The sequence below is a fragment of the Streptomyces sp. NPDC102441 genome (assembly GCF_044765585.1).
Classification (GTDB): domain Bacteria; phylum Actinomycetota; class Actinomycetes; order Streptomycetales; family Streptomycetaceae; genus Streptomyces.
The window spans coordinates 100,260-124,733 of record NZ_JBIWKH010000007.1; the positions used below are offsets into that span (position 1 = coordinate 100,260).

General features: G+C 70.4%; 21 protein-coding genes. 2 read left to right on the forward strand and 19 right to left on the reverse strand.

The features are described from left to right. Nucleotides 1-28: 28 nt before the first annotated feature. From carB to pyrR, 6 genes are all read right to left on the reverse strand, one after another. Nucleotides 29-3,337, reverse strand: coding sequence for a carbamoyl-phosphate synthase large subunit (carB, locus tag ACIREO_RS16895; RefSeq protein ID WP_404110207.1), 3,309 nt, complete (start codon nt 3,335-3,337; stop codon nt 29-31). Beyond that, on the reverse strand, nt 3,330-4,472 hold the full coding sequence (gene carA / locus ACIREO_RS16900) for a glutamine-hydrolyzing carbamoyl-phosphate synthase small subunit (protein WP_404110210.1): 1,143 nt from the start codon (nt 4,470-4,472) through the stop codon (nt 3,330-3,332). Before carA ends, carB begins: the two co-directional genes overlap by 8 nt. Then, complete coding sequence (locus ACIREO_RS16905) at nt 4,469-5,062, reverse strand: hypothetical protein (RefSeq protein ID WP_404110212.1); 594 nt, start codon at nt 5,060-5,062, stop codon at nt 4,469-4,471. The genes carA and ACIREO_RS16905 overlap by 4 nt, the downstream gene beginning before the upstream one ends. Beyond that, entirely contained in the window at nt 5,059-6,345 is a 1,287-nt protein-coding gene (locus ACIREO_RS16910; protein WP_404110215.1) for a dihydroorotase, read from the reverse strand. The genes ACIREO_RS16905 and ACIREO_RS16910 overlap by 4 nt, the downstream gene beginning before the upstream one ends. Nucleotides 6,346-6,347: 2 nt before the next feature. Then, nucleotides 6,348-7,364, reverse strand: coding sequence for an aspartate carbamoyltransferase catalytic subunit (locus ACIREO_RS16915; RefSeq protein ID WP_404110217.1), 1,017 nt, complete (start codon nt 7,362-7,364; stop codon nt 6,348-6,350). Nucleotides 7,365-7,454: 90 nt separating this feature from the next. Continuing rightward, a complete protein-coding gene (pyrR, locus tag ACIREO_RS16920; protein WP_404110220.1) occupies nt 7,455-8,039 on the reverse strand; it encodes a bifunctional pyr operon transcriptional regulator/uracil phosphoribosyltransferase PyrR in 585 nt (194 codons plus the stop codon). Nucleotides 8,040-8,260: 221 nt separating this feature from the next. On the opposite strand from pyrR, the gene bldD reads away from it, so the two are divergent. After that, complete coding sequence (gene bldD, locus ACIREO_RS16925; protein WP_014157378.1) at nt 8,261-8,761, forward strand: transcriptional regulator BldD; 501 nt, start codon at nt 8,261-8,263, stop codon at nt 8,759-8,761. A 170-nt stretch (nt 8,762-8,931) separates the two neighbouring features. Here the strand turns inward: bldD and nusB are convergent, their stop codons facing one another. The 13 genes from nusB to ACIREO_RS16990 all read right to left on the reverse strand — a co-directional run bounded on the left by nusB (nt 8,932) and on the right by ACIREO_RS16990 (nt 22,043). After that, entirely contained in the window at nt 8,932-9,363 is a 432-nt protein-coding gene (gene nusB, locus ACIREO_RS16930) for a transcription antitermination factor NusB (protein WP_073751719.1), read from the reverse strand. Between the two features lie 2 nt (nt 9,364-9,365). Next, nucleotides 9,366-9,932 carry an elongation factor P gene (gene efp / locus ACIREO_RS16935; RefSeq protein ID WP_014044814.1) on the reverse strand — a complete coding sequence of 189 codons (567 nt, stop codon included), beginning with the start codon at nt 9,930-9,932 and terminating at the stop codon, nt 9,366-9,368. A 75-nt stretch (nt 9,933-10,007) separates the two neighbouring features. Beyond that, nucleotides 10,008-11,114 (reverse strand): M24 family metallopeptidase, encoded by a 1,107-nt coding sequence (locus tag ACIREO_RS16940; RefSeq protein ID WP_404110223.1) that lies wholly within the window; start codon nt 11,112-11,114, stop codon nt 10,008-10,010. Between the two features lie 69 nt (nt 11,115-11,183). After that, the gene (locus ACIREO_RS16945; RefSeq protein ID WP_404110227.1) at nt 11,184-11,999 is read right to left on the reverse strand and encodes a Pro-rich N-terminal domain-containing protein; all 816 of its coding nucleotides are present in this window, start codon (nt 11,997-11,999) and stop codon (nt 11,184-11,186) included. 107 nt (nt 12,000-12,106) lie between these two features. Continuing rightward, nucleotides 12,107-12,550: a type II 3-dehydroquinate dehydratase gene (gene aroQ / locus ACIREO_RS16950; protein ID WP_404110229.1), complete on the reverse strand. Its 444-nt coding sequence runs from the start codon at nt 12,548-12,550 to the stop codon at nt 12,107-12,109. Continuing rightward, nucleotides 12,547-14,193: a 3-dehydroquinate synthase gene (gene aroB, locus ACIREO_RS16955; RefSeq protein ID WP_404110232.1), complete on the reverse strand. Its 1,647-nt coding sequence runs from the start codon at nt 14,191-14,193 to the stop codon at nt 12,547-12,549. Before aroB ends, aroQ begins: the two co-directional genes overlap by 4 nt. Continuing rightward, entirely contained in the window at nt 14,190-15,374 is a 1,185-nt protein-coding gene (gene aroC, locus ACIREO_RS16960) for a chorismate synthase (RefSeq protein WP_404110234.1), read from the reverse strand. The genes aroB and aroC overlap by 4 nt, the downstream gene beginning before the upstream one ends. A 148-nt stretch (nt 15,375-15,522) precedes the next feature. After that, nucleotides 15,523-16,359 carry a shikimate dehydrogenase gene (locus ACIREO_RS16965; protein ID WP_404110237.1) on the reverse strand — a complete coding sequence of 279 codons (837 nt, stop codon included), beginning with the start codon at nt 16,357-16,359 and terminating at the stop codon, nt 15,523-15,525. After that, nucleotides 16,356-18,038, reverse strand: coding sequence for an endolytic transglycosylase MltG (gene mltG, locus ACIREO_RS16970; RefSeq protein WP_404110240.1), 1,683 nt, complete (start codon nt 18,036-18,038; stop codon nt 16,356-16,358). Before mltG ends, ACIREO_RS16965 begins: the two co-directional genes overlap by 4 nt. Before the next feature lie 100 nt (nt 18,039-18,138). After that, nucleotides 18,139-18,612 carry a Holliday junction resolvase RuvX gene (ruvX, locus tag ACIREO_RS16975; protein WP_404111060.1) on the reverse strand — a complete coding sequence of 158 codons (474 nt, stop codon included), beginning with the start codon at nt 18,610-18,612 and terminating at the stop codon, nt 18,139-18,141. A gap of 8 nt (nt 18,613-18,620) precedes the next feature. Continuing rightward, complete coding sequence (alaS, locus tag ACIREO_RS16980; RefSeq protein ID WP_404110243.1) at nt 18,621-21,290, reverse strand: alanine--tRNA ligase; 2,670 nt, start codon at nt 21,288-21,290, stop codon at nt 18,621-18,623. Beyond that, nucleotides 21,290-21,586 (reverse strand): hypothetical protein, encoded by a 297-nt coding sequence (locus ACIREO_RS16985; protein ID WP_404110246.1) that lies wholly within the window; start codon nt 21,584-21,586, stop codon nt 21,290-21,292. The genes alaS and ACIREO_RS16985 overlap by 1 nt, the downstream gene beginning before the upstream one ends. A gap of 7 nt (nt 21,587-21,593) precedes the next feature. Then, a complete protein-coding gene (locus ACIREO_RS16990; protein ID WP_404111062.1) occupies nt 21,594-22,043 on the reverse strand; it encodes a DUF948 domain-containing protein in 450 nt (149 codons plus the stop codon). Between the two features lie 238 nt (nt 22,044-22,281). On the opposite strand from ACIREO_RS16990, the gene ACIREO_RS16995 reads away from it, so the two are divergent. After that, nucleotides 22,282-24,471 carry an ATP-binding protein gene (locus tag ACIREO_RS16995; protein ID WP_404110249.1) on the forward strand — a complete coding sequence of 730 codons (2,190 nt, stop codon included), beginning with the start codon at nt 22,282-22,284 and terminating at the stop codon, nt 24,469-24,471. Nucleotides 24,472-24,474: the final 3 nt, after the last annotated feature.

The window sequence follows — 24,474 nt, forward strand, 5'->3', positions numbered from 1 at the left end:
GTTTCCGGTGTCCCCCTTGTCGTCCTGGCTAGTCGCGGGCCGCGGTCAGACGTTCCGCGTGTTCCTGGAGGGAACGCACGCCGACGTCGCCGTGGTTCAGCGCGTCGATGCCCTGGACGGCGGCGGCGAGCGCCTGGACCGTCGTGAGGCACGGCACGGACCGGGCGACGGCCGCGGTGCGGATCTCGTAGCCGTCGAGCCGGCCGCCCGTTCCGTACGGGGTGTTGACGATGAGGTCGACCCCGCCGTCGTGGATCAGCTGGACGATGGTCTTCTCGCCGTTCGGGCCCTCGCCCTCGGACTGCTTGCGCACGACGGTGGCGTTGATGCCGTTGCGCTTGAGCACCTCGGCCGTGCCGGAGGTGGCCAGCAGCTCGAAGCCGTGGGCGACCAGCTCGCGCGCCGGGAAGATCATGGTGCGCTTGTCGCGGTTGGCGACGGAGATGAAGGCGCGCCCCTTGGTGGGCAGCGGGCCGTAGGCGCCGGCCTGCGACTTGGCGTACGCGGTGCCGAACACCGAGTCGATGCCCATGACCTCGCCGGTGGAGCGCATCTCCGGGCCGAGGACCGTGTCGACGCCGCGGCCGTGGATGTCGCGGAAGCGCGACCACGGCATGACGGCCTCCTTGACGGAGATCGGCGCGTCGAGCGGCAGGGTGCCGCCGTCGCCCTGCCTCGGCAGCAGTCCTTCCGCGCGCAGTTCCGCGACGGTCGCGCCCAGCGAGATGCGGGCGGCGGCCTTCGCGAGCGGGACCGCGGTCGCCTTCGAGGTGAAGGGGACGGTCCGCGAGGCGCGGGGGTTGGCCTCGAGGACGTACAGGATGTCGCCGGACAGGGCGAACTGGATGTTGATCAGTCCGCGTACGCCGACGCCCTTGGCGATTCCCTCGGTCGAGGCCCGCAGCCGCTTGATGTCGTTGCCGCCGAGGGTGATCGGGGGCAGCGCGCAGGCGGAGTCGCCGGAGTGGATGCCGGCCTCCTCGATGTGCTCCATGACGCCGCCGAGGTAGAGCTCGGTGCCGTCGTAGAGCGCGTCGACGTCGATCTCGATCGCGTCGTCGAGGAAGCGGTCGACCAGGACCGGCCGGGTGGGGCTGATCTCGGTGGACTCGGCGATGTAGGAGGAGAGGCGGGTCTCGTCGTAGACGATCTCCATGCCGCGTCCGCCGAGCACGTAGGACGGGCGTACGAGGACGGGGTAGCCGATCTCGTCCGCGATGGCCTTGGCTCCGGCGAAGGTGGTGGCGGTGCCGTGCTTCGGGGCCGGCAGCCCCGCCTCGGCCAGTACACGGCCGAAGGCGCCGCGGTCCTCGGCGGCGTGGATGGCCTCGGGGGACGTCCCCACGACCGGCACGCCGTTGTCCTTGAGGGCCTGCGAGAGGCCGAGCGGGGTCTGGCCGCCGAGCTGGACGATGACACCGGCGAGCGGTCCGGCCAGCGACTCGGCGTGCACGATCTCCAGGACGTCCTCGAGCGTGAGCGGCTCGAAGTAGAGCCGGTCGGAGGTGTCGTAGTCCGTGGAGACGGTCTCCGGGTTGCAGTTGACCATCACGGTCTCGTAGCCCGCATCGCTCAGCGCGAAGGAGGCGTGGACGCACGAGTAGTCGAACTCGATGCCCTGGCCGATGCGGTTCGGGCCGGAGCCGAGGATGATCACCGCCGGCTTGGTGCGGGGCGCGACCTCGCTCTCCTCGTCGTAACTGGAGTAGAAGTACGGCGTCTTCGCGGCGAACTCGGCGGCGCAGGTGTCGACCGTCTTGTAGACCGGACGGATACCCAGCGCGTGGCGGACCTCGCGCACGACGTCCTCGCGCAGACCGCGGATCTCACCGATCTGCGCGTCGGAGAAGCCGTGCCGCTTGGCCTCGGCGAGGAGCTCGGCGCCGAGGAGGTCGGCGGCGGCCAGCTCGTCGGCGATCTCCTTGATCAGGAAGAGCTGGTCGACGAACCAGGGGTCGATCTTCGTGGCGTCGAAGACCTCTTCCTGGGTGGCGCCGGCGCGGATCGCCTGCATCACGGTGTTGATCCGGCCGTCCGTGGGACGGACCGCCTCGGCGAGCAGCTCGGCCTTGTCACCGGGCTCGCCGGTGAACGAGAACTGCGAGCCCTTCTTCTCCAGGGAGCGCAGGGCCTTCTGGAGGGCCTCGGTGAAGTTCCTGCCGATCGCCATGGCCTCGCCCACCGACTTCATGGTGGTGGTGAGGGTGGAGTCGGCGGACGGGAACTTCTCGAAGGCGAAGCGCGGGGCCTTGACCACGACGTAGTCGAGGGTCGGCTCGAAGGAGGCCGGCGTCTTCTCGGTGATGTCGTTGGGGATCTCGTCGAGCGTGTAGCCGACGGCCAGCTTGGCGGCGATCTTGGCGATCGGGAAGCCCGTGGCCTTCGAGGCGAGCGCCGAGGAACGGGAGACGCGCGGGTTCATCTCGATCACGATGATCCGGCCGTCGGCCGGGTCGATGGCGAACTGGATGTTGCACCCGCCGGTGTCGACGCCGACCTCGCGGATGATCGCGATGCCGATGTCACGGAGCCGCTGGTACTCACGGTCGGTGAGCGTCATCGACGGGGCGACGGTGATCGAGTCGCCGGTGTGCACGCCCATCGGGTCGAAGTTCTCGATGGAGCACACGACCACGACGTTGTCGTTCTTGTCGCGCATCAGCTCCAGCTCGTACTCCTTCCAGCCGAGGATGGACTCCTCCAGGAGCACCTCGGTGGTGGGCGAGAGCGTGAGGCCCTGTCCGGCGATGCGGCGCAGCTCCTCCTCGTCGTGGGCGAAGCCGGAGCCGGCGCCGCCCATGGTGAAGGAGGGGCGGACGACGACGGGGTAGCCGCCGAGGGTGTCGACGCCCCCGATGACGTCGTCCATGGTGTGGCAGATGACCGAGCGGGCGGACTCCCCGTAACCGATCTTCTCCTTGACCGCTGCGACGACTCCCTTGAAGAGGTCGCGGTCCTCGCCCTTGTTGATGGCCTCGACGTTGGCGCCGATGAGCTCGACACCGTACTTCTCCAGGACACCGTTCTCGTGCATGGAGATGGCGGTGTTGAGCGCGGTCTGGCCGCCCAGGGTGGGGAGGAGCGTGTCGGGGCGCTCCTTGGCGATGATCTTCTCGACGAACTCGGGGGTGATCGGCTCGACGTACGTGGCGTCGGCGATCTCCGGGTCGGTCATGATCGTCGCCGGGTTGGAGTTCACCAGGATGACGCGCAGGCCCTCGGCCTTGAGTACGCGGCAGGCCTGGGTGCCGGAGTAGTCGAACTCGGCGGCCTGCCCGATGACGATCGGACCGGAGCCGATGACCAGGACGGACTGGATATCGGAGCGCTTAGGCACGCTGGTCCTCCATCAGGGAAACGAAGCGGTCGAAGAGGTACGCGGCGTCGTGCGGGCCCGCGGCTGCCTCGGGGTGGTACTGGACGCTGAAGGCCGGCCGGTCGAGCAGCTGGAGGCCTTCGACGACCTGGTCGTTCAGGCATACGTGGGAGACCTCGGCGCGGCCGAACTCCGTGTCGGAGACCTTGTCGAGGGGGGCGTCGACGGCGAAGCCGTGGTTGTGCGCGGTGACCTCGACCTTGCCGGTCGTACGGTCCTGCACGGGCTGGTTGATGCCCCGGTGGCCGTACTTCAGCTTGAAGGTGCCGAAGCCGAGGGCGCGGCCCAGGATCTGGTTGCCGAAGCAGATGCCGAAGAGCGGGGTCTTCCGCTCCAGGACCCCCCGCATGAGGGCGACCGGGTGGACGGCGGCGGACGGGTCGCCGGGGCCGTTGGAGAAGAACACGCCGTCGGGCTTCACCGCGTACACCTCGTCGAGGGTGGCGGTGGCCGGCAGGACGTGCACCTCGATGCCGCGCTCGGCCATGCGGTGCGGGGTCATGCCCTTGATGCCGAGGTCGATCGCCGCGACCGTGAACTTCCTGGTGCCGACGGCGGGGACGACGTACGCCTCCTTGGTGGCGACCTCGGCCGCGAGGTCGGCGCCGCTCATCTCGGGGGCCTGGCGCACCTTGGCGAGCAGGACGCCCTCGTCCTCGATCGCGTTGCCGGAGAAGATGCCGACGCGCATCGCGCCGCGCTCGCGCAGATGGCGGGTGAGCGCGCGGGTGTCGATGCCGCTGATGCCGACGACGCCCTGGCTCTCGAGCTCCTCGTCCAGCGAACGGCGGGAGCGCCAGTTGGAGGGGGTCCGGGCGGGGTCGCGCACGACGTAGCCGGAGACCCAGATCCGCTTGGACTCGGGGTCCTCGTCGTTCACGCCCGTGTTGCCGACGTGGGGGGCGGTCATGACGACGACCTGGCGGTGATACGAGGGGTCGGTCAGGGTTTCCTGGTAGCCGGTCATGCCGGTGGAGAACACCGCCTCGCCGAAGGTCTCCCCCACGGCCCCGTAGGCGCGGCCGCGGAAGGAGCGGCCGTCCTCCAGGACGAGTACGGCGGGAGCCTTTCCGGCTCCCCGGGTGGAGATCGTCATCGTGCGATGCCTTCCGTCGTGCTGGTGGTGGTGAGGTGATTGACCGCGTCGACCCACGCCTGGTGTTCGGCCGAGTGGTCCGAGCGGAAGCCGGAGTCGATCAGCGTCTCGCCGTGCGCCCAGGTGATGACCAGCAGGCCGCCCTCGGGCAGGACCTTGCCGGCGAGCGCCTTGTCGAGCCTGGCCTCGCGCAGTGCGGCGGCCGGTACGAAGAAGTCGGCCGCCCCGGGGCGTACGACGTCGAGGCCCTGCGCGGTGAGGGTCAGGTCGACCCGGCTGCGGGTTCCGAGGCCGTGCGCCACGATCCGGTCGAGCCACTGTCCGGCGGTCGTCGAGGCGTGGTAGCGGCCGGTCAGTGTGAGCAGCGCCTCGCCGTCCGCGAACCCTTCGGGGGTGGCCGGGAGCTCGGGCAGACCGGACTGCAGGCTCCCCCGCCACTTCCATCCCTGGCGCATCAGCCAGTAGACGAACGCGATGAGGACGACCAGTCCGAGGACCCAGCTGATGCGGGCGGACCAGTCCGTCACTTCGGCCGACTTCTCTTCGGCGGCCAGCTGGTACAGCTGAAAGTTGGGGCGGAGTGTTGTCACGCGAGCTTCCCGTCGACGACCGTGGCACGGCCCCGCAGGAAGGTGTGGGTCACTCGGCCGGGCAGCTCGCGACCCTCGTACGGAGTGTTGCGGCTGCGGGAGGCGAAGCCCGCGGGGTCCACAGCTCCACGGTATGCCGGATCGACCAGGGTGAGGTTGGCGGGCTCACCCGCCGAGACGGGCCGGCCGTGTCCTTCGAGGCCGCCGATGGCCGCGGGGCGGAACGACATGCGGTCGGCGACGCCCTTCCAGTCGAGGAGCCCGGTGTCCACCATCGTCTGCTGGACCACGGAGAGCGCGGTCTCCAGGCCCACCATGCCCATGGCCGCGGCGGCCCACTCGCAGTCCTTGTCCTCGTGCGGGTGCGGTGCGTGGTCGGTGGCCACGCAGTCGATGGTGCCGTCGGCGAGCGCCTCGCGCAGGGCCATGACGTCGGCCTCGGTGCGCAGGGGCGGGTTCACCTTGTAGACGGGGTCGTAGGTCCGTACGAGTTCGTCGGTCAGCAGCAGGTGGTGCGGGGTGACCTCGGCGGTGACGTTCCAGCCCTTGGACTTGGCCCAGCGGACGAGCTCGACGGAGCCGGCGGTCGACAGGTGGCAGATGTGCACCCGGGAGTCGACGTGGGCGGCGAGGAGCACATCGCGGGCGATGACCGACTCCTCGGCGACGGCGGGCCAGCCGCCGAGGCCGAGCTCGGCCGAGACGACGCCCTCGTTCATCTGGGCGCCCTCGGTGAGGCGGGGCTCCTGGGCGTGCTGGGCGACGACGCCGCCGAAGGCCTTCACGTACTCCAGCGCGCGGCGCATGATGACGGCGTCGTCGACGCACTTGCCGTCGTCGGAGAAGACCTTCACTCCGGCGGCGGAGTCGTGCATGGCGCCGAGCTCGGCGAGCTGCTTGCCCTCCAGGCCGACGGTGACGGCGCCTACGGGCTGCACGTCGCAGTAGCCGGACTCCTTGCCGAGCCGCCAGACCTGCTCGACGACACCGGCGGTGTCGGCGACGGGGAAGGTGTTGGCCATGGCGTGGACGGCGGTGAAGCCGCCTGCTGCCGCCGCCTTGGTCCCGGTGAGGACGGTCTCGGAGTCCTCGCGTCCGGGCTCGCGCAGATGGGTGTGCAGGTCGACGAGGCCGGGCAGCAGGATCTGGCCGGCCGCGTCGATCACGGTGGCGTCGCCGGCCTCGATGCCGGTGCCGGTCCCCACGATGGTCTCGCCGTCGATGAGGACGTCCTGCGGCTCGCCGCCGAGGACCTTCGCACCACGGATCAGGATCTTGCTCATGGTTACTTGTTCTCCTCGGTACGGGCGGAGGCGGAGGGCAGAGCGGTCTCGGAACCGCCGAGCAGCAGATAGAGGACGGCCATGCGGGTGGAGACGCCGTTGGCGACCTGTTCGACGGCGGTGCAGCGGTCGGAGTCGGCGACCTCGGCCGTGATCTCCATGCCGCGGACCATGGGGCCGGGGTGCATCACGATGGCGTGCTCCGGCATCTTCGCCATGCGTTCGCCGTCCAGGCCGTAGCGGCGGGAGTACTCCCGCTCGGTCGGGAAGTAGGCGGCGTTCATCCGCTCACGCTGCACACGGAGCATCATGACCGCGTCCGACTTCGGCAGCACGTCGTCGAGGCGGTAGCTGACGTCGCAGGGCCACTGTTCGACACCGACCGGCACGAGGGTGGGCGGGGCCACCAGGGTGACGTGCGCACCGAGCGTGTGCAGCAGGTGCACGTTGGAGCGGGCCACGCGGCTGTGCAGGATGTCGCCGACGATCGTGATGCGTCGGCCTTCGAGGTCGCGGCCGAGGCCCGCGTCGGCCCCGACCAGCCTGCGGCGCATCGTGAAGGCGTCCAGCAGTGCCTGGGTGGGGTGCTCGTGCGTGCCGTCGCCGGCGTTGACGACGGCGCTGTCGATCCAGCCCGAGGTCGCGAGGCGGTACGGCGCTCCGGAGGCGCCGTGCCGGATGACCACGGCGTCGGCACCCATGGCCTCCAGGGTCAGCGCGGTGTCCTTGAGCGACTCGCCCTTGGAGACGGACGAGCCCTTCGCGGAGAAGTTGATGACGTCGGCGGAGAGCCGCTTGGCGGCGGCCTCGAACGAGATCCGCGTCCGGGTCGAGTCCTCGAAGAAGAGGTTGACGACCGTTCGTCCACGCAGGGTGGGCAGCTTCTTGATCGGCCGGTCCGCGACCCTCGCCATCTCCTCGGCGGTGTCGAGGATCAGGACGGCGTCGTCGCGGGTGAGGTCTGCGGCCGAGATGAGGTGACGGGGGGTCCGGGGGTTTTCCCCGGGAGGGCGCAGCATCTGGGAGTCTCCGTGAAGGGTGGAGGGATCAGGCAGGCGGGCGTGCGGCAGCGGCCGTGCGGCCGGTGGGACGCACGGGACGGGACTCGGCTACTGCTCGCCTGCCGGGACGGTCTGCTTGACGCCGAGCAGCACGGCGTCGCGGCCGTCCTCCTCGGCGAGCTGGACCTTGACCGTCTCCCGCAGCGACGTGGGGAGGTTCTTGCCGACGTAGTCGGCACGGATCGGGAGTTCGCGGTGGCCTCGGTCGACGAGGACCGCGAGCTGTACGGCGCGGGGCCGGCCGATGTCGCCGAGCGCGTCGAGTGCGGCGCGGATCGTGCGGCCGGAGAAGAGCACGTCGTCCACCAGCACGACGAGACGGCCCTCGATGCCCTCACCGGGGATCTCGGTGCGTGCCAGGGCGCGCGCGGGGCGCATCCGCAGATCGTCGCGGTACATCGTGATGTCGAGTGACCCGACCGGCGTCTTCAGGCCGGTGATCTCTTCGAGCTTTCCGGCGAGCCGACGGGCGAGGAAGACCCCGCGTGTCGGGATGCCGAGCAGCACCACGTCGTCGGCACCCTTGGCGCGTTCGACGATCTCGTGGGCGATTCGGGTCAGTACCCGGGCGATGTCGGGAGCCTCGAGAACGGGGCGTGCCGCATTGCCGGTCTGGTCATGCTGTGCGTCCATAAGAAACGGACCTCCTTCTCCGCCTCACTGGACGGACGTTAAAGGACGTCGAAATTGCGTCATCCACGTTACCAGGGCTTGTGCGAGGCCCTGGCCCCGCCCCCGGGAGGCCGCAGTCCGGACCTTTCGGCTTGACGCAGCCAAGTAACGCTGCGTAACCTCACAGTGAGTTACCAGCCACGCGGCCCAGCCGCAGAATGTTCCAGCGTCCGGGGAGCCTTATGTCCAGCGAATACGCAAAGCAGCTCGGGGCCAAGCTCCGCGCCATCCGCACCCAGCAGGGCCTCTCCCTCCACGGCGTGGAGGAGAAGTCGCAGGGCCGCTGGAAGGCCGTCGTGGTCGGTTCCTACGAGCGCGGCGACCGCGCCGTGACCGTTCAGCGCCTTGCCGAGCTGGCCGACTTCTACGGCGTCCCGGTGCAGGAGCTCCTGCCCGGCACGACCCCCGGCGGTGCCGCCGAGCCGCCGCCGAAGCTCGTCCTCGACCTTGAGCGCCTCGCCCATGTGCCGCCGGAGAAGGCCGGACCGCTGCAGCGTTACGCGGCGACGATCCAGAGCCAGCGCGGCGACTACAACGGCAAGGTGCTGTCCATCCGCCAGGACGACCTGCGCACCCTGGCCGTGATCTACGACCAGTCGCCGTCCGTGCTCACGGAGCAGCTGATCAGCTGGGGCGTGCTGGACGCCGACGCGCGTCGCGCCGTGGCCCACGACGAGGGCTGACCACCAGCTCCACCGAGAAGACGCGCCGCCGGGCCGGCGGGGTCACGAGGACCCCGCCGGCCCGGCGCTTTCTCTTGCCCCCGCCGTCCGCCCCGGACCGGCCGGCACGCCGAAGGGCCCACGGTCGCGTGCGACCGTGGGCCCTTCTTCCGGCTCCTCGCCGTCGGGGGCTACTGCTCCCGGCGGAGATTCGGCTTGAGGTCCTTGAACCGGGCCAGCAGGCCGTTCACGAAGGTCGGGGAATCATCCGTGGAGAACTCCTTGGCGAGCTGAACCGCCTCGTCGATCACCACGGCGTCCGGGGTCGAGTCCATCCAGATCAGCTCGTACGCTCCGAGCCGCAGGATGCTCCGGTCGACGACCGGCATGCGGTCGATCTCCCAGTCCACGGCATAGGTCACGATGAGGTCGTCGATCCGGTCCGCGTACTGCGCGTACCCCTCGACCAGCTCCATCGTGAATTCACCGACCGGCGGCTGACGGTCGTCGGTCCGCGAGAGCCGTACCCAGTCCGCGAGGACCGTCTGCACGGACTCACCGCGCTGGTCGGCCTCGAAGAGGATCTGGAAGGCGCGCTTGCGGGCCTTGTTCCGGGCAGCCACGGTTAGCTGTTCACCCGGCCGAGGTAGTCGCCCGTACGGGTGTCGACCTTGATCTTCTCGCCGGTGGTGATGAAGAGCGGGACACCGATCTCGTAACCGGTCTCCAGGGTCGCGGGCTTGGAACCGCCGGTGGAGCGGTCGCCCTGGACGCCCGGGTCGGTGTGCTGGATGGTCAGCTCGACCGCGGCGGGCAGCTCGACGTAGAGCACCTCGCCCTCGTGCTGGGCGACGGAGGCGGTGAAGCCCTCGATCAGGAAGTTGGCGGCGTCGCCGACAGCCTTGCGGTCGACCATCAGCTGGTCGTACGTGTCCATGTCCATGAAGACGAAGTACTCGCCGTCCATGTACGAGAACTGCATGTCACGGCGGTCGATGGTGGCCGTCTCGACCTTCACGCCGGCGTTGAACGTCTTGTCGACGACCTTGCCGGAGAGCACGTTCTTGAGCTTGGTGCGCACGAAGGCGGGGCCCTTGCCGGGCTTGACGTGCTGGAACTCGACGACGGACCAGAGCTGGCCTCCGTCGAGCTTGAGCACCAGGCCGTTCTTGAGGTCGTTCGTGGAAGCCACGGTTGCGGAATCTCCTGGACTGAAGCTGGTGGACGACAAAGGATGCGCGCCCGGAGTCCTCCGCGAGGAGTTCTCCTAGAGCGCGAGCAGCTCCTTGGTCGTAATGGTGAGTAGCTCGGGTCCGCCGTCCGCCTCAGGGCGCACGACGAGCGTGTCATCGATCCGGACACCGCCCCGGCCCGGGAGGTGGACCCCCGGTTCGACGGTGACCGGCACACAAGCGTCCAGTTTACCCATGGCTGTCGGTGCCAACTGCGGGTCCTCGTCGATTTCGAGCCCGACCCCGTGCCCGGTGCTGGGCTGGAGGCAGTCCGAGTGACCCGCGGAGTCCAGGAGATGGCGGGCCGCGTGGTCCACGTCGCGGTAGGCGGCCCCGGGGATGAGAGCCTCCCGTGCAGCCCTCTGAGCGGCGAAAACAAGGTCGTAGAGCTCGATCTGCCAGTCCGCGGGGCTCGTCCCGATGACGAAGGTCCGGCCGATCTCGCAGCGGTACCCGCGGTAGTTCGCTCCCAGGCAGACCGAAAGGAAATCACCTTCCTCGACCCTGCGGTCGGTGGGCCGGTGGCGGCCCTGCCCGGAGTGCGGGCCCGTCCCCACCGAGGTGGCGAAGGCCGGGCCGTCGGCGCCGTGGTCCACCAGCCGGCGCTCCAGTTCCAGGGCGAGGTGGCGTTCGGTGCGCCCCACCAGGATCGATTCGAGCAGTTCGCCGAGCGCCTGGTCGGTGATCTCCGCCGCGATCCGCAGACAGGCGATCTCCTCCTCGTCCTTCACGAGGCGCAGCTGCTCCACCGTGCTGCCGAGGTCGCACAGGCGCAGCTGCGGGGCGACGGAGCCCATGGCGCGGTGGCGGGAGACCGTCAGGTCGTGTTCCTCGACCGACAGGGAGTCGGCGCGCAGGCCTCCCGCGAGTTCGGCCGCCGCGACGACCGGGTCGCCGTCGGCCTCGGGCAGGACGGTCAGTCGCAGCCCCTCGTCGGGGCGCCCGTGGGCGGGGTCGCCGGTCGGCGCGCGGGGGCAGAGCAGGACATCCTCTCCGGGGCCGAGCAGCAGCACGGCGCCCGGAGGGGCTCCGCCCGCCAGGTAGCGGACGTTGGCGGGGCGGGAGACCAGGGCGGCCGCGGAACCGGCGGCGGCGTACCGGTCACGCATCAGCCCGCGTCGGACGGCGTACACCTCTGACATGTTTCCGAGCCTAGGAGCGGTGGCCCGGCCCCGCCCGGTCTGCGCACCCGACCGGGCGCCGCACGGTCGCTACCAGGCCGGCGGGCTGGCTATGGAGCGCGCCAGGACGTCGTCGAGGACCCGCGCGGTCGTCTCGACGTCATAGGTGGAGTTGTCGATGATCGGCAGACCGGAGCCGTACCAGCCGGCCATGCGGCCATGGATCCGGGCGACCTCCTCGTCGGAGAGCCGGCGGTTCCCGCTGCGTGCCGCGTTGCGCTCAAGGACGACCTCCAGGCCGGGCAGGAGGACCACGGGCAGCAGGCCCGGACCCACGTGACGCTTCCAGCCGCCGAGGCCGACGACGGGCCGGTCGGGGAAGACCGCGTCGTCGAGGATGCAGGAGATGCCGTTGGCCAGGAAATTACGGGCGGCGAAACCGCAGGTGCGCCGGGCCAGGCGGTACTGGGCCTCGGACTGGTCGTTCCATCCGGCCTGCGGGTCGGCGAAGCCGGAGCAGACCCATTCGCGGACGTCGTCCAGCGACACATGCGCGGTGGGCACCCGGCGGCGGCCCGCCCAGAGCTTGGCGACCGTGGTCTTTCCCGCTCCCGCGGGGCCGATCAGCAGCACGGCCAGGGTCGCGGCACCGGTGCCCGCCTCCGCGGGCGGCGCGGGCAGCGGGACGGGACCGCCGGGCGGCAGCTGCATGTGCCCGGTGGTCTCCCTGGAGGGAGGGACAGGGGCGTGCTGGGGCCCGGGCGGCTGCGGCTGAGGCCCGGCCGCCATGGGAGGCGGAGGCGGCCCAGCCTGGCCGGGGTGGCCCGATTGCTGGGCCTGGTGCGTCCACGGCCCGGTCCCGGGACCCTGGGGCGGCGGCAGCGGAGCCCCCACTGCGTGCTGCATCCGGTGCCACTCCGTCTCGTACAGGCAACTGGCGCTGGTCGACGGCAACCGTACCTCCCCCGGCCGCCACTCGGTGAACGGGCGGGGGAGGCACGAAGTGCCCGGTGTCAGTCCGTCAGTTCGTCGGCCAGGGCCCGCAGGGCGAGCCGGTAGGAGCCGATCCCGAAGCCCGCCACGGTCCCGGTGGCCACCGGGGCGACCACCGAGGTGTGGCGGAACTCCTCTCGCGCGTACGGATTCGAGATGTGCACCTCGATCAGCGGGGCGGTGCGCTGGGCCGCCGCATCGCGCATTCCGTACGAATAGTGTGTGAAGGCACCCGGGTTGAGGACGACCGGAATCGAACCGTCCGCCGCCTCGTGGAGCCAGCGGATCAGCTCGCCCTCGTCGTTGGTCTCACGGACGTCGACATCGAAGCCGAGTTCCTTGCCGAGGACCCGGCAGGTGTCGACCAGGCCGGCGTATGACGTGGCCCCGTACACATCGGGCTCACGGGAGCCGAGACGCCCGAGGTTCGGGCCGTTGAGCACGAGGACCCTGCGGGTCGTCATGCGGAGACCTCCCCGAAGGCGGCGAGCAGGACGGCCGGGTCGGGGCCCTCCAGCACGGTGGGCTTGCCGATGCCGTCCAGGACGATGAAGCGCAGCAGGTCGCCCCGCGACTTCTTGTCGACCTTCATGTTCTCCAGGAGCTTGGGCCACTGGTCACCCCGGTAGGTGAGCGGCAGCCCGACGGACTCCAGGACGGCGCGGTGCCGGTCGGCGGTGGCGTCGTCGAGGCGTCCGGCCAGCCGGCCCAGCTCAGCCGCGAAGACCATGCCGACCGAGACGGCCGCCCCGTGGCGCCACTTGTAGCGCTCGTTCTTCTCGATGGCGTGGGCCAGGGTGTGCCCGTAGTTGAGGATCTCCCTCAGGCCGGACTCCTTGAGGTCGCTGGAGACGACCTCGGCCTTGACCCGGATGGAGCGCTCGATCAGCTCCGCGGTGTGCGGTCCCGCGGGCGTACGGGCGCCCTGGGGGTCCGCCTCGACGAGGTCGAGGATCACGGGGTCGGCGATGAAGCCGGCCTTGATGATCTCGGCCATGCCGGAGACGTAGTCGTTGACCGCCAGCGAGTCGAGCGCGGCGAGGTCGCAGAGCACGCCGGCCGGCGGGTGGAAGGCGCCCACGAGGTTCTTGCCCTCGGCGGTGTTGATGCCGGTCTTGCCGCCGACCGCGGCGTCGACCATGGCGAGCACGGTGGTCGGTACGGCGATCCAGCGGACCCCGCGCAGCCAGGACGCCGCGACGAAGCCCGCGACGTCGGTGGTGGCGCCGCCGCCGACGCCGACGATCACGTCGGTGCGGGTGAAGCCGGTCTGGCCCAGCGCCTTCCAGCAGTAGGCGGCGACCTCGACGGTCTTGGCCTCCTCCGCGTTCGGCAGCTGGATCGCGATGGCCTCGTAGCCCTGGGAGGCGAGATCCTCACGGACCGCCTCGCCGGTCCCGGCGAGCGCCTCGGGGTGCAGGACGGCGACCCGCTTGGCACGGTCGCCGATGAGGTTCGGCAGCTCACCGAGGAGCTGGCGGCCGACGAGCACCTCGTACGGGTCGGTGCCTGCCGTGCCGGCGATCTGGATGCGCGTGGTGCCCTGCTCGGTCATGCGTGTCTTCTCCTGGTCGGACGGTACGGGCCCGTCTGTACGCTCCGGCAGTTCCAGTGCGTCGAGGATCGCCTGGGCGACCTCTTCGGGAGCGCGTTCGTCGGTGGCGACGGTGACGGCGGCCACCTCTTCGTAGAGAGGGCGCCTGGCGTCCATCAGCTCGCGCCACTGCCGTCGCGGGTTGACGGCGAGGAGGGGGCGGGCCGTGTTCAGCCCGACCCTCCGGACGGCCTCGTCCACGTCCATGGAGAGATAGACGACCGGCCGGCCCGCGAGCAGGACGCGGGTCTCCGCGTCGAGCACGGCGCCGCCGCCGAGCGCGAGGACACCGGTGTGACCGTCGATCGCGTCGCGCACCGCCTCCCGTTCCAGAGCCCGGAAACGCTCCTCCCCCTCGTCGAAGAAGATCTCCGGGATCGCCTTGCCCGCCGTGGCCACGACGTCGGCGTCCGTGTCGCGGTAGGCGCTGCCCAGCCGTTCGGCGAGCAGTTCACCCACCGTGGACTTGCCGACACCCATCGGGCCGACGAGGACGATCAGCGGGCCGCTCACCGGATCTGGAGGTGGGAGAGGAACGACTGCACGTTGCGGTGGGTCTCGGCGACGCTGTCGCCGCCGAACTTCTCCGCCACCGCGTCGGCCAGCACCAGGGCGACCATCGCCTCGGCGACGATCCCGGCGGCCGGAACGGCGCACACGTCGGAACGCTGGTGGTGTGCCTTCGTCGCCTCGCCGGTGACGACGTCGATCGTGGCGAGCGCGCGGGGCACGGTGGCGATGGGCTTCATCGCGGCGCGGACCCGCAGCAGCTCACCGGTGGTCAGCCCGCCCTCGGTGCCGCCGGAGCGGCCGGAGGTGCGCCTGATCCCGTCGGCGGTGGCCACGATCTCGTCGTGCGCCTTGGAGCCTGGCACCCGGGCGAGGTCGAAGCCGTCGCCGACCTCGACACCCTTGATGGCCTGGATGCCCATCAGTGCGGCGGCGAGGCGGGCGTCGAGCCTGCGGTCCCAGTGGACGTGCGAGCCGAGGCCGACGGGGACGCCGTAGGCGAGCACCTCGACGACTCCACCGAGGGTGTCGCCGTCCTTGTGGGCCTGGTCGATCTCAGCGACCATCTCCTTCGACGCGTCGGCGTCGAGGCAGCGCACGGGGTCGGCGTCGAGCCGCTCCACGTCGGAGGGCTTGGGGTAGACACCGTAGGGCGCCTTGGCCGCGGCCAGCTCGACGACGTGCGAGACGATCTCGATGCCCGCGGTCTCCTTGAGGTAGGAGCGGGCGACGGCGCCGAGGGCGACACGCGCCGCGGTCTCCCGGGCGCTCGCGCGCTCCAGGACCGGCCGGGCCTCGTCGAAACCGTACTTCTGCATCCCGGCCAGGTCGGCGTGACCGGGCCTGGGGCGGGTCAGGGGGGCGTTACGGGCCTGGGCTGCCAGCACCTCGGGGTCGACCGGGTCGGCCGACATGACCTGCTCCCACTTGGGCCACTCGGTGTTGCCCACCATGACGGCGACGGGCGAGCCCATGGTCAGGCCGTGCCGGACTCCGCCGAGGAAGGTGACCTCGTCCTTCTCGAACTTCATCCGGGCGCCGCGCCCGTATCCGAGCCGTCGCCTGGCGAGCGCGTCCGCCACCATCTCCGTGGTGACGGGGATACCGGCGGGAAGACCCTCCAGCGTCGCCACCAGTGCGGGGCCGTGCGACTCTCCGGCGGTCAGCCAGCGCAACCTGCTCAACGGTGCTCCTCATGATCGCGCCTGTAACTGCAACGGCGCGACCGGGTGCGCGGCCCTGGCCCGCCGCCCCCGATCCTCCCACGATCAGGAGGGCGGGCCTGCCGCAGGTCCAGCAGACGGACGTTTCACGGCCCTTTCCGGACCGGCCCTACGGGCGTTCCCGCGCCGCGAGAGCCCGCTCGCCCGCGGTCCGCATGGCGCCGAGCGGGCCGGGGCTCCGCCCGGTCATCAGCTCGACCTGCAGAACCGCCTGATGGACGAGCAGGTCGAGGCCGCCGACGACCGTCCCCCCGGCGAAGGACCAGCGGGAGGCGAGGGCCGTCGGCCATGGCTCGTACAGGACGTCGAACAGGGTCCCGGGTGCGGCCGGGACGGCGTCCGCCAGGGCGTCCGTGGTGCCGGCCGGCGTGGTGGCGATCACCAGGGGTGCGTGCAGGGCCTCACCGGCCGTGGCCCAGTCCGAGATCCTGACGTCGAGACCGAGGCGCTCGCCCCAGCCGCGCATCTCGTCGGCCCGTGCCGCGCTGCGTACGTAGGCGGTGACCGGGCCCGTACAGATCGCGGAGAGGGCGGCGAGCGCCGAGGACGCCGTGGCTCCGGCGCCCAGGACGGCGGCGGATTCGACCTTCTCGACCCCGCGTTCGTGCAGGGCGGCGGCCATGCCGGGGATGTCCGTGTTGTCGCCGATCCGGCGGCCGTCCTCGGTGAGGACGACGGTGTTGACGGTCTCGACCGACGCCGCCGTGTCACTGATCCCGTCCAGCAGCGGGATGACCGCCCGCTTGAGCGGCATGGTCAGGGAGAGCCCCGCCCAGGACGGATCCAGCCCTTCGACGAAGGCGGGGAGCGCGGCCTCGTCGACGTCGAAGCGCTCGTACGACCAGTTCTCCAGGCCGAGCGCCGCGTACGCGGCGCGGTGCAGGACGGGCGAGAGGGAGTGGGCGATGGGCGAGCCGAGGACGGCCGCCCGGCGGGTTGAACTCACTGGTCCGCCTTGCTCTCTTGGTACTTCCTGCGGTTCCGCTCGTGTTCCTCGTTCGTCACGGCGAACAGCGTCTTGTCCGCGCTGACGGACACGAAGTAGTACCAGGGGCCGGACGCGGGACTGATCGCCGATTGCAGCGCATCCGCGCCCGGATTGGTGATCGGGCCGAGCGGGAGCCCCCTGATGCTGTACGTGTTGTACGGATCGTCGATTTTCCGGAGGTCGTCGACGGCCCCCACGTCCAGCGTGCTCTCGTCCCGGATGTAATTGACCGTCGAGTCGAATTCAAGCCTGCCGACTGTTTCGAGGTTTGCCGGCTCGAGCCGGTTGTACACGACCCTCGCGACCTTGTCGAAATCGTGCTTGTACTTGCCCTCTTTCTGGACGAGGCTCGCTACGGTGATGACGTCGAGCGGCGAGTCCAGGTTCAGCTTTTTCGCGTTCTGCTCGAGATCGAGTTTCCCGTATTCCTTGTTGGCCCGGGTGACCATCTTCTTGAGGGCGTCTTCGGGCTTCGAATCCTTGGGAACCGCGTATGCGGCCGGGAACAGGAAACCTTCCAGCGGGTCCTTGATCTTGGGATCGTCATCTGCCCATTCAGGCAGTCCGAGGCTCTCGGCCTTCGTCTTCGCGACCTTGGCCGTGGTGCCGGCCTTCAGCTCGAGCCTTTTGTCGATCGCCGCATAGATACCGAGGGTGCTCGTGCCCTCAGGAATGACCAGTGCGTTCTGGCTCTTCGGGTTCAGCATCAGTTCGATGGCACTGTCGGCGGACATCTCCTTCTTCAGGAGATAGACACCTGCCTGAAGGGAGCCCCCCTTGGGATTCCCGTTCTGCGCCGAGACGAAGGCGTCGACGGATTTCACGACACCCGCCTTCTTCAGGATGTTCGCGATCTCGTTGCCCAGGGCGCCCTCGGGGACCTCCACCTCGACCGAGTCCGTGCCGGAGCCCGCGTAGTCCGGGGCCTCGCCGAACTGGCTCTGGTAGTACGAGTAGCCGACGTAGCCCACCCCGCCGAGACCGGCGACGAGGACCGCGGCGACGCCCAGGCAGGCGCAGCCGTTGCGGCTCTTCTTCTTCCCCTTGCCACGACGCTCGCCGCCGCCCCGGCGGGACTCGCGCGGGTCGTCGTCGTATTCGTCGTCCTCGCGGGAACCGCGCGGGTCGTCCGGTGCGTCCACGCCGGTGAAGAAGGGATGCGTCTCCTCCGGCTGTACCTCCGGATCCCAGTCCTGGCTCTGCTGCCGCGCGGGCTCCTCGCGATGCCCCGGGGGCTGCGGCGGAGGGTAGGCCTCGGGGGTGCCGTAGTAGTCGCCCTGGTCGCCGTAACCGGCGTTGTCGTACTGCGGCTGCTGCGCCCCGTACGGCATCGCAGCGTGCTGGCCGGTGTCCCAGCCGCCGTCGTACTGCGGCTGCTGTTGGGCATACGGGTCCTGCGGCGCGCCGTACGGCTGCTGGTGCTGCTGGGCGTACGGGTCGTGCTGCGGCTGCTGCTGGGCGTACGGATCCTGCGGGTAGCCCTGCTGGGCGTAAGGGTCCTGCGCGTAGGGCTGCTGCTGGCCTTCGTACTGGCCCTGGCCGTGGGCAGCCTGCCGGCCTCCCCATCCCTGGTCCCCGTACAAGGGGTCCTCGGGATGCCACGGTTCGGAGCCGGAGCCCCGGCCATACTCAGTCATCGATCCCCTTGAGCCGCGAGACGACGCTCCGTCTCTTCGCTTTGCTGTGCGGTGTCTGTTCGAACACCGGCGCATCGCGCGGAACGTTACCGTATCGCGATCAGACAGCCACCTCGACGCCCTCACCTGGTGGGGTGCCTGACGCCCGTTCGGACTCCAGAGCGTTCTGAAGGATCACCACAGCGGCAGCCTGGTCGATGACAGACCGGCCCTTCTTGGACTTCACGCCCGAAGCGCGTAGCCCCTGAGTGGCCGTCACTGTGGTCATCCTCTCGTCCAGAAGACGTACAGGAATCGGTGCGATCGCACGGGCGAACACCTGGGCGAAAGCGCGGACCTTGACCGCTGCCGGGCCTTCCCCACCCCCCAGGGAGCGGGGCAGGCCGACGACGACCTCGATCGGCTCGTACTCCGCGACGATCTGCCCGAGCCGCCGCTGGGCGGCCGGGACGTCGCGTCCCGGCACGGTCTCCACCGGTGTGGCGAGGATCCCGTCGGGGTCGCACGAGGCGACCCCGATCCGGGCGTCACCGACGTCGACGGCGAGCCTGCGCCCACGCCGCATCTGCGACATACCGGGCGTCACGCCGTCTCGGTGACGAGGCGTTCGACAGCGGCGACGGCGTCGCCGATGGCGTCCGGGTTCTGGCCGCCGCCCTGGGCGACGTCCGGCTTGCCGCCGCCTCCGCCACCGAGGGTCTTGGCAGCGGTACGGACCAGGTCACCGGCCTTGAGACCACGCTCACGAGCGGCCTCGTTGGTGGCGATGACCGTCAGCGGGCGGCCGTTGGCCGTGGTGAACAGGGCCACGACGGCCGGCCGGCCGCCCTGGATGCGGCCGCGCACGTCGAGGACGAGCTTCCGCAGGTCGTCGGCCGAGGTGCCGTCCGGCACCTGCCCGGTGACGAGGGCGGTACCGCGTACGTCCTTGGCCGACTCCACCAGCCCGGCGGCGGCCTGGAGGACCTTCGCCGCGCGGAACTTCTCGATCTCCTTCTCTGCGTCCTTCAGCTTGCCGAGCATGCCGGAGATCTTCTCGGGAAGTTCCTCGGGGCGGCCCTTGAGCAGCTCCTGGAGCTGGGCGACGACCGTGTGCTCCTTGGCGAGGAAGTTGTACGCGTCGACACCCACCAGGGCCTCGATGCGGCGTACGCCCGAACCGATGGAGGACTCGCCGAGCAGCTTGACCAGGCCCAGCTGGGAGGTGTTGTGCACGTGCGTGCCGCCGCACAGCTCCTTGGAGAAGTCCCCGATGGTGACGACCCGGACCCGCTCGCCGTACTTCTCACCGAACTCCGCGATGGCGCCCTGCTTCTTGGCGTCGTCGATGGACATGACCTCGGCCTGGACGTCGAGCTCCCGCGAGAGGACCTCGTTGATCTTCTGCTCGACGTCGGTGAGGACCGTGCCGGGTACGGCGGCCGGTGAGCCGAAGTCGAAGCGGAAACGGCCGGGCGAGTTCTCCGAGCCGGCCTGGGCGGCCGTCGGGCCGAGCGCGTCGCGCAGTGCCTGGTGCGTCAGGTGCGTGGCGCTGTGGGCGCGGGCGATGGCGCGGCGGCGGGTGTTGTCGATGGCGGCGAAAGCCGAGGCGCCGACCGTCACCTCGCCGACCTGGACCGAGCCCTTGTGGACCGAGACACCGGGGACCGGCTGCTGTACGTCGCGGATCTGGATGACGGCGCCGGTGTCGAGCCTGATGCGGCCCTGGTCGGCGAGCTGGCCGCCGCCCTCGGCGTAGAACGGGGTGCGGTCGAGGACGACCTCGACCTCGTCGCCCTCGGTGGCGGCGGGCGAGGGCACGCCGTCGACGAGCAGGCCGACGATCTTCGACTCGCCCTCGTTGCTGGTGTAGCCGGTGAACTCGGTGACGCCGGAGTTGTCGGCGACCTCGCGGTAGGCGGACAGGTCGGCGTGCCCGGTCTTCTTGGCCTTGGCGTCGGCCTTGGCGCGCTCCCGCTGCTCCTTCATCAGACGGCGGAAGCCGTCCTCGTCGACGGAGAGGCCCTGTTCGGCGGCCATCTCCAGCGTGAGGTCGATCGGGAAGCCCCAGGTGTCGTGGAGCAGGAACGCCTTGTCGCCGGCCAGGACCGTCTTCCCGGAGGCCTTGGTCTCGGTGACGGCGGTGTCGAGGATGTTCGTGCCGCCCTTGAGGGCCTTGAGGAAGGCGGCTTCCTCGGCGAGGGCGACGGTCTCGATGCGCTTGCGGTCGGTGATCAGCTCCGGGTACTGCTGCCCCATGGTGTCGACGACGACGTCGACGAGCTCACGGACGACCGGGCCGGTGGCGCCCATGAGGCGCATGTTGCGGATGGCACGGCGCATGATGCGGCGCAGGACGTAGCCACGGCCCTCGTTGCCCGGGGTGACGCCGTCGCCGATGAGCATCACCGACGTACGGATGTGGTCGGCGACGACGCGGAGGGAGACGTCGGAGCCCTGCTCGGCGCCGTAGCGCACGCCGGTGAGCTCGGTGGCCTTGTCCATGACGACGCGCAGGGTGTCGGTCTCGTACATGTTCTGTACGTCCTGCAGGATCATGGCGAGGCGTTCGAGACCGAGACCGGTGTCGATGTTCTGCGACGGGAGGTCGCCGAGGATCGGGAAGTCCTCCTTGCCGTCGCCGGCGCCGCGCTCGTACTGCATGAAGACCAGGTTCCAGATCTCCACATAGCGCTCGTCGTTGACGGCGGGGCCGCCCTCGACGCCGAACTCGGGGCCGCGGTCGTAGTTGATCTCGGAGCACGGGCCGCAGGGACCGGGGACGCCCATGGACCAGAAGTTGTCCACCTTGCCCAGGCGCTGGATGCGCTCGGCCGGCACGCCGATCTTCTCGCGCCAGATCTGCTCGGCCTCGTCGTCGTCCAGGTAGACCGTGATCCACAGACGGTCGGGGTCCAGGCCGAAGCCGCCGTCGGCAACGGAGTTGGTGAGGGCCTCCCAGGCGAACCGGATGGCGCCTTCCTTGAAGTAGTCACCGAACGAGAAGTTGCCGCACATCTGGAAGAACGTGCCGTGCCTGGTGGTCTTGCCGACCTCTTCGATGTCCGGCGTACGCACGCACTTCTGCACGCTGGTGACGCGCGGGGCGGGCGGCTTGACCTCGCCGAGGAAGTAGGGCTTGAAGGGCACCATGCCCGCGGGGACCAGCAGCAGAGTCGGGTCGTCCGCGATGAGCGACGCCGAAGGCACGACGGTGTGACCGCGCTCCTCGAAGAAGCTCAGCCAGCGGCGGCGAATTTCAGCCGACTCCATTAGTGGTCCTCATTCCGGTTGTTCGAGTTGTAGGGAAGTGTTCGGTGGACGGCGGGTTCGGGTTCGGCCGGCGCCTCGATGCCGAGCGCACCGCCCAGTTCGGCCTCGCGCCTGACCATGCCCTCACGCACGTCGAGGGCGAAGTCCTTGAGCTTGTGACCTGCCTCGAGCGCCTTGTCGGCGGCCTGCGCCGCGAGGCTCTCGGGGGTCAGCTGCCGGATCTTGCGGTTGACCTTGGTGGTGGCCCAGACACCGGCGGCTGCGCCGGCGGTGAACCAGAACGTACGGCGGAACATCGCTGGTTCAGTCCTTCTGTCCGCGGGAGCTTCGGCCGTTCCGCTTCCTGCCACGGGCGGACGGCACGGTACGGCCGACAATCACGGTACGGCGGGAGGTCCGGCGGGCCGGCTCCGCCTCCGCGGCGGCACGACGGCCGAGCGCCTGCCGCACCCCGTAGCCGAACGCGGCGACCTTCACGAGCGGGCCGCCGAACGTCGACGCGACGGTGGTGGAGAGCGCCGAGGCGTTGGAGGTGACCTCCTGGACGTCGCTCGCGATGGCGTCGACCTTGTCCAGCTGGGTCTGTGCGGTACGCAGCGTGGCGGAGGCGTCGGCGAGCAGCGGAACAGCCTGCTCGGTCACGTCCGCCACCAGCGCGGTGGTCGCCCTGAGCGTCTGGGCCAGTCTCACCAGTACCACGGCGAGGAAGGAAACCAGGATCGCCCAGAAGACAGCCACCAGGATGCCGGCCACCTCTCCACCGGACACAGTGCACCGCTCTCTGCTCGTCGCCCGCATCGGCCAGAACCTCTCCTGGCCGGTATCTGCCTGTCGCTGCCCGGCAGGTGCGTGCTGCCACCACTGCCGATCGTCGTCCCCCGAGCCTATCGCGCCGCACGCCGGACGCCGTACCGCATTACGGGCGGCGGCGCGGGTCCTGGACGCGGGGAGATTGTACGGAGAGCTTATGTGCCAGTACTCTGCGTGTTTCATGCGACGCCCTCAGCGCCCTTGCCCCATGCCCGACGACGCGGAGCCCGCCCCCGTACGCGGAAATCTTCCGGCCGAGCTGAACACCTTCGTGGGACGCGACAGCGAACTGGCCGAACTCGAGCCGCTCCTGAGGCAGTCGAGGCTCGTCACCGTCGCCGGGGTCGCCGGGGTCGGCAAGACCCGTTTCGTGACCAGGGCCGCCGCCCTTATGGAGAAACGGTACTGCGATGGCGTCTGGATCGCCGAGCTGTCGGACGTCCAGGATCCCGGGCTGCTCGAACACGCGCTGGTCGACGCGCTGGGCCTCACCGACCACACCAGCAGGCCGCCTCGCACCCTGCTGGTCGAGCACTGCGCGGAGCGCCGGCTCCTGCTCGTGATCGACGGCTTCGAGCACCTCGCCGACGCCTGCGCCGGGCTCGTACGGGAGCTGCTCCGCCGGGCTCCGGACCTTCAGGTGCTCGCGGCCGGCCGGTGCCCCCTGAGAGTGGACGGCGAACTCACCTTTCCGCTGATGCCGATGACGGACGACGACGCCCTGGAGCTCTTCACCCGGCGCGCCGCCGCGGTGCGCCCCGGGTTCCGGCCGGCGGACGGCGACCGGGACACCGCTCGGGAGCTCTGCCGCCGGCTCGACGGCCTCCCGCTGGCTCTGGAGCTCGCCGCGGGGCGCCTGCGGGCCCTGTCGATGGAGCAGGTGCTGCACCGTCTCGACGACCGCTTCCGGCTGCTGACCGGGGGAAGTCCGAGCGCGCTCCCCCGCCACCAGACGCTGCGCACGGCCATCGGCTGGAGCCATGAGCTGTGCACGCCCGAACAGCGGCTGCTGTGGGCGCGGCTCTCGGTGTTCGCCGGCCAGTTCGACCTGGAGGCCGTCGAGTACATCTGCAGCGGACCCGGCCTCCCGGCGGACTCCGTGCTGGACGTCCTGGACGAGTTGCTGGCGCAGTCCGTGGTCCTGCGCGAGGACTCGCCGGCCGGCAGCCGCTACCGGCTGCTGGACACCGTGCGGGAGTACGGCGCCGACTGGCTCCGGGCGACCGGGGACGCCGAGCGGCTGCGCCGCAGGCACCGGGACTGGTATCTGGGGCTCGCCACCTGGTGCGAGCTCGACTGGTTCAGCCCGAGGCAGTCGGAGGCCGCCGCCCGGATCGACAGCGAGATGCCCAACCTCCGCCGCGCGATGGAGTGCTCGATGGAGAGCCCGGAGGAGGTCCATCTCGCGCAGTACCTGGCGGGCACGCTCTGGTTCTACTGGGTGGGCTGCGGACGGCTCTCGGAGGGCCGCCACTGGCTGGACCACGTCCTGGAGGCGGAGTCACCCTACGACCACTCACGACTGAAGGCCCTGTGGGTGCTCGGGTACGTAGCCGTACTGCAGGGGGATCCCGTCGGCGCGGTGTCGGCCCTGCACGAGTGCCGCGAGGAGGCCGAGCACTCGGGGGACGCCACCGCCGTGGCCTACGCCGTGCACCGCACGGGCTGCCTCGCGATCGTCACGGACGACCCGGTCCGTGCGGAGGAACTGCTGCGCGAGGCACTCGGGCGTTACCGGGACATCGGTGAGCTGAACAGCAATGTACTGATGGCACAGGTCGAGCTGGCCATGGCCGTGGCGTTCCGCGGGGACCTGGACGCGGCCGCGGCGATCTGCGACGAGGTCCGCGAGATCTGCGAGGACCACGGCGAGCGGTGGTCCCTGGCATACGCGCAGTACGTCCTGGGCTTCGCGGCGCTGCGGTCAGGGGCGAGCGGACGGGCGCGCCGGATGCTCGGGGAATCCCTGTCCATCGCACACACCTTCCATGATCTGCTCGGCACGGTCCTCTCGCTGGAGCTGCTGGCCCTCATCACTGTGACCGAGGGCGACGCGGTGGAGGCTGCGCTGCTCCACGGTGCGGCGGACCGGATCTGGCCGTCGGTGGGCCTGCCGCTGTTCGGCTCCGTCCACTACGGCCGGCCCCGGGCCGAGTGCGAGGAGCGGGCACGGGCGGAACTCGGCGACGAGCGGTACGAGGCGGAACGGCGCTCGGGCCGCCGGCTGGACACCGAGGCGGCGGTGGCACGGGCGCTCGGGGCGGGGAGGGGCACGGTCCCGAAGGGAACACCCGGTGCCGGAGCGGCCGGGGAAACGCGAAGGCCCGCCGCCTCCCGTACAACAGGGAGGGGCGGGCCCGAGCTCGGTTGAGAG

What these genes read in the sequence shown, in the direction of transcription:
- alaS (WP_404110243.1), bottom strand. Translation starts at nt 21,290, where the DNA reads ATGGAGTCGGCTGAAATTCGCCGCCGCTGGCTGAGCTTCTTCGAGGAG.
- ACIREO_RS16945 (WP_404110227.1), bottom strand. Translation starts at nt 11,999, where the DNA reads ATGCAGCACGCAGTGGGGGCTCCGCTGCCGCCGCCCCAGGGTCCCGGG.
- ruvX (WP_404111060.1), bottom strand. Translation starts at nt 18,612, where the DNA reads ATGTCGCAGATGCGGCGTGGGCGCAGGCTCGCCGTCGACGTCGGTGAC.
- ACIREO_RS16985 (WP_404110246.1), bottom strand. Translation starts at nt 21,586, where the DNA reads ATGTTCCGCCGTACGTTCTGGTTCACCGCCGGCGCAGCCGCCGGTGTC.
- ACIREO_RS16910 (WP_404110215.1), bottom strand. Translation starts at nt 6,345, where the DNA reads ATGAGCAAGATCCTGATCCGTGGTGCGAAGGTCCTCGGCGGCGAGCCG.
- ACIREO_RS16915 (WP_404110217.1), bottom strand. Translation starts at nt 7,364, where the DNA reads ATGCTGCGCCCTCCCGGGGAAAACCCCCGGACCCCCCGTCACCTCATC.
- ACIREO_RS16995 (WP_404110249.1), top strand. Translation starts at nt 22,282, where the DNA reads ATGCGACGCCCTCAGCGCCCTTGCCCCATGCCCGACGACGCGGAGCCC.
- bldD (WP_014157378.1), top strand. Translation starts at nt 8,261, where the DNA reads ATGTCCAGCGAATACGCAAAGCAGCTCGGGGCCAAGCTCCGCGCCATC.
- carA (WP_404110210.1), bottom strand. Translation starts at nt 4,472, where the DNA reads ATGACGATCTCCACCCGGGGAGCCGGAAAGGCTCCCGCCGTACTCGTC.
- pyrR (WP_404110220.1), bottom strand. Translation starts at nt 8,039, where the DNA reads ATGGACGCACAGCATGACCAGACCGGCAATGCGGCACGCCCCGTTCTC.
- ACIREO_RS16940 (WP_404110223.1), bottom strand. Translation starts at nt 11,114, where the DNA reads ATGTCAGAGGTGTACGCCGTCCGACGCGGGCTGATGCGTGACCGGTAC.
- mltG (WP_404110240.1), bottom strand. Translation starts at nt 18,038, where the DNA reads ATGACTGAGTATGGCCGGGGCTCCGGCTCCGAACCGTGGCATCCCGAG.
- aroQ (WP_404110229.1), bottom strand. Translation starts at nt 12,550, where the DNA reads ATGACGACCCGCAGGGTCCTCGTGCTCAACGGCCCGAACCTCGGGCGT.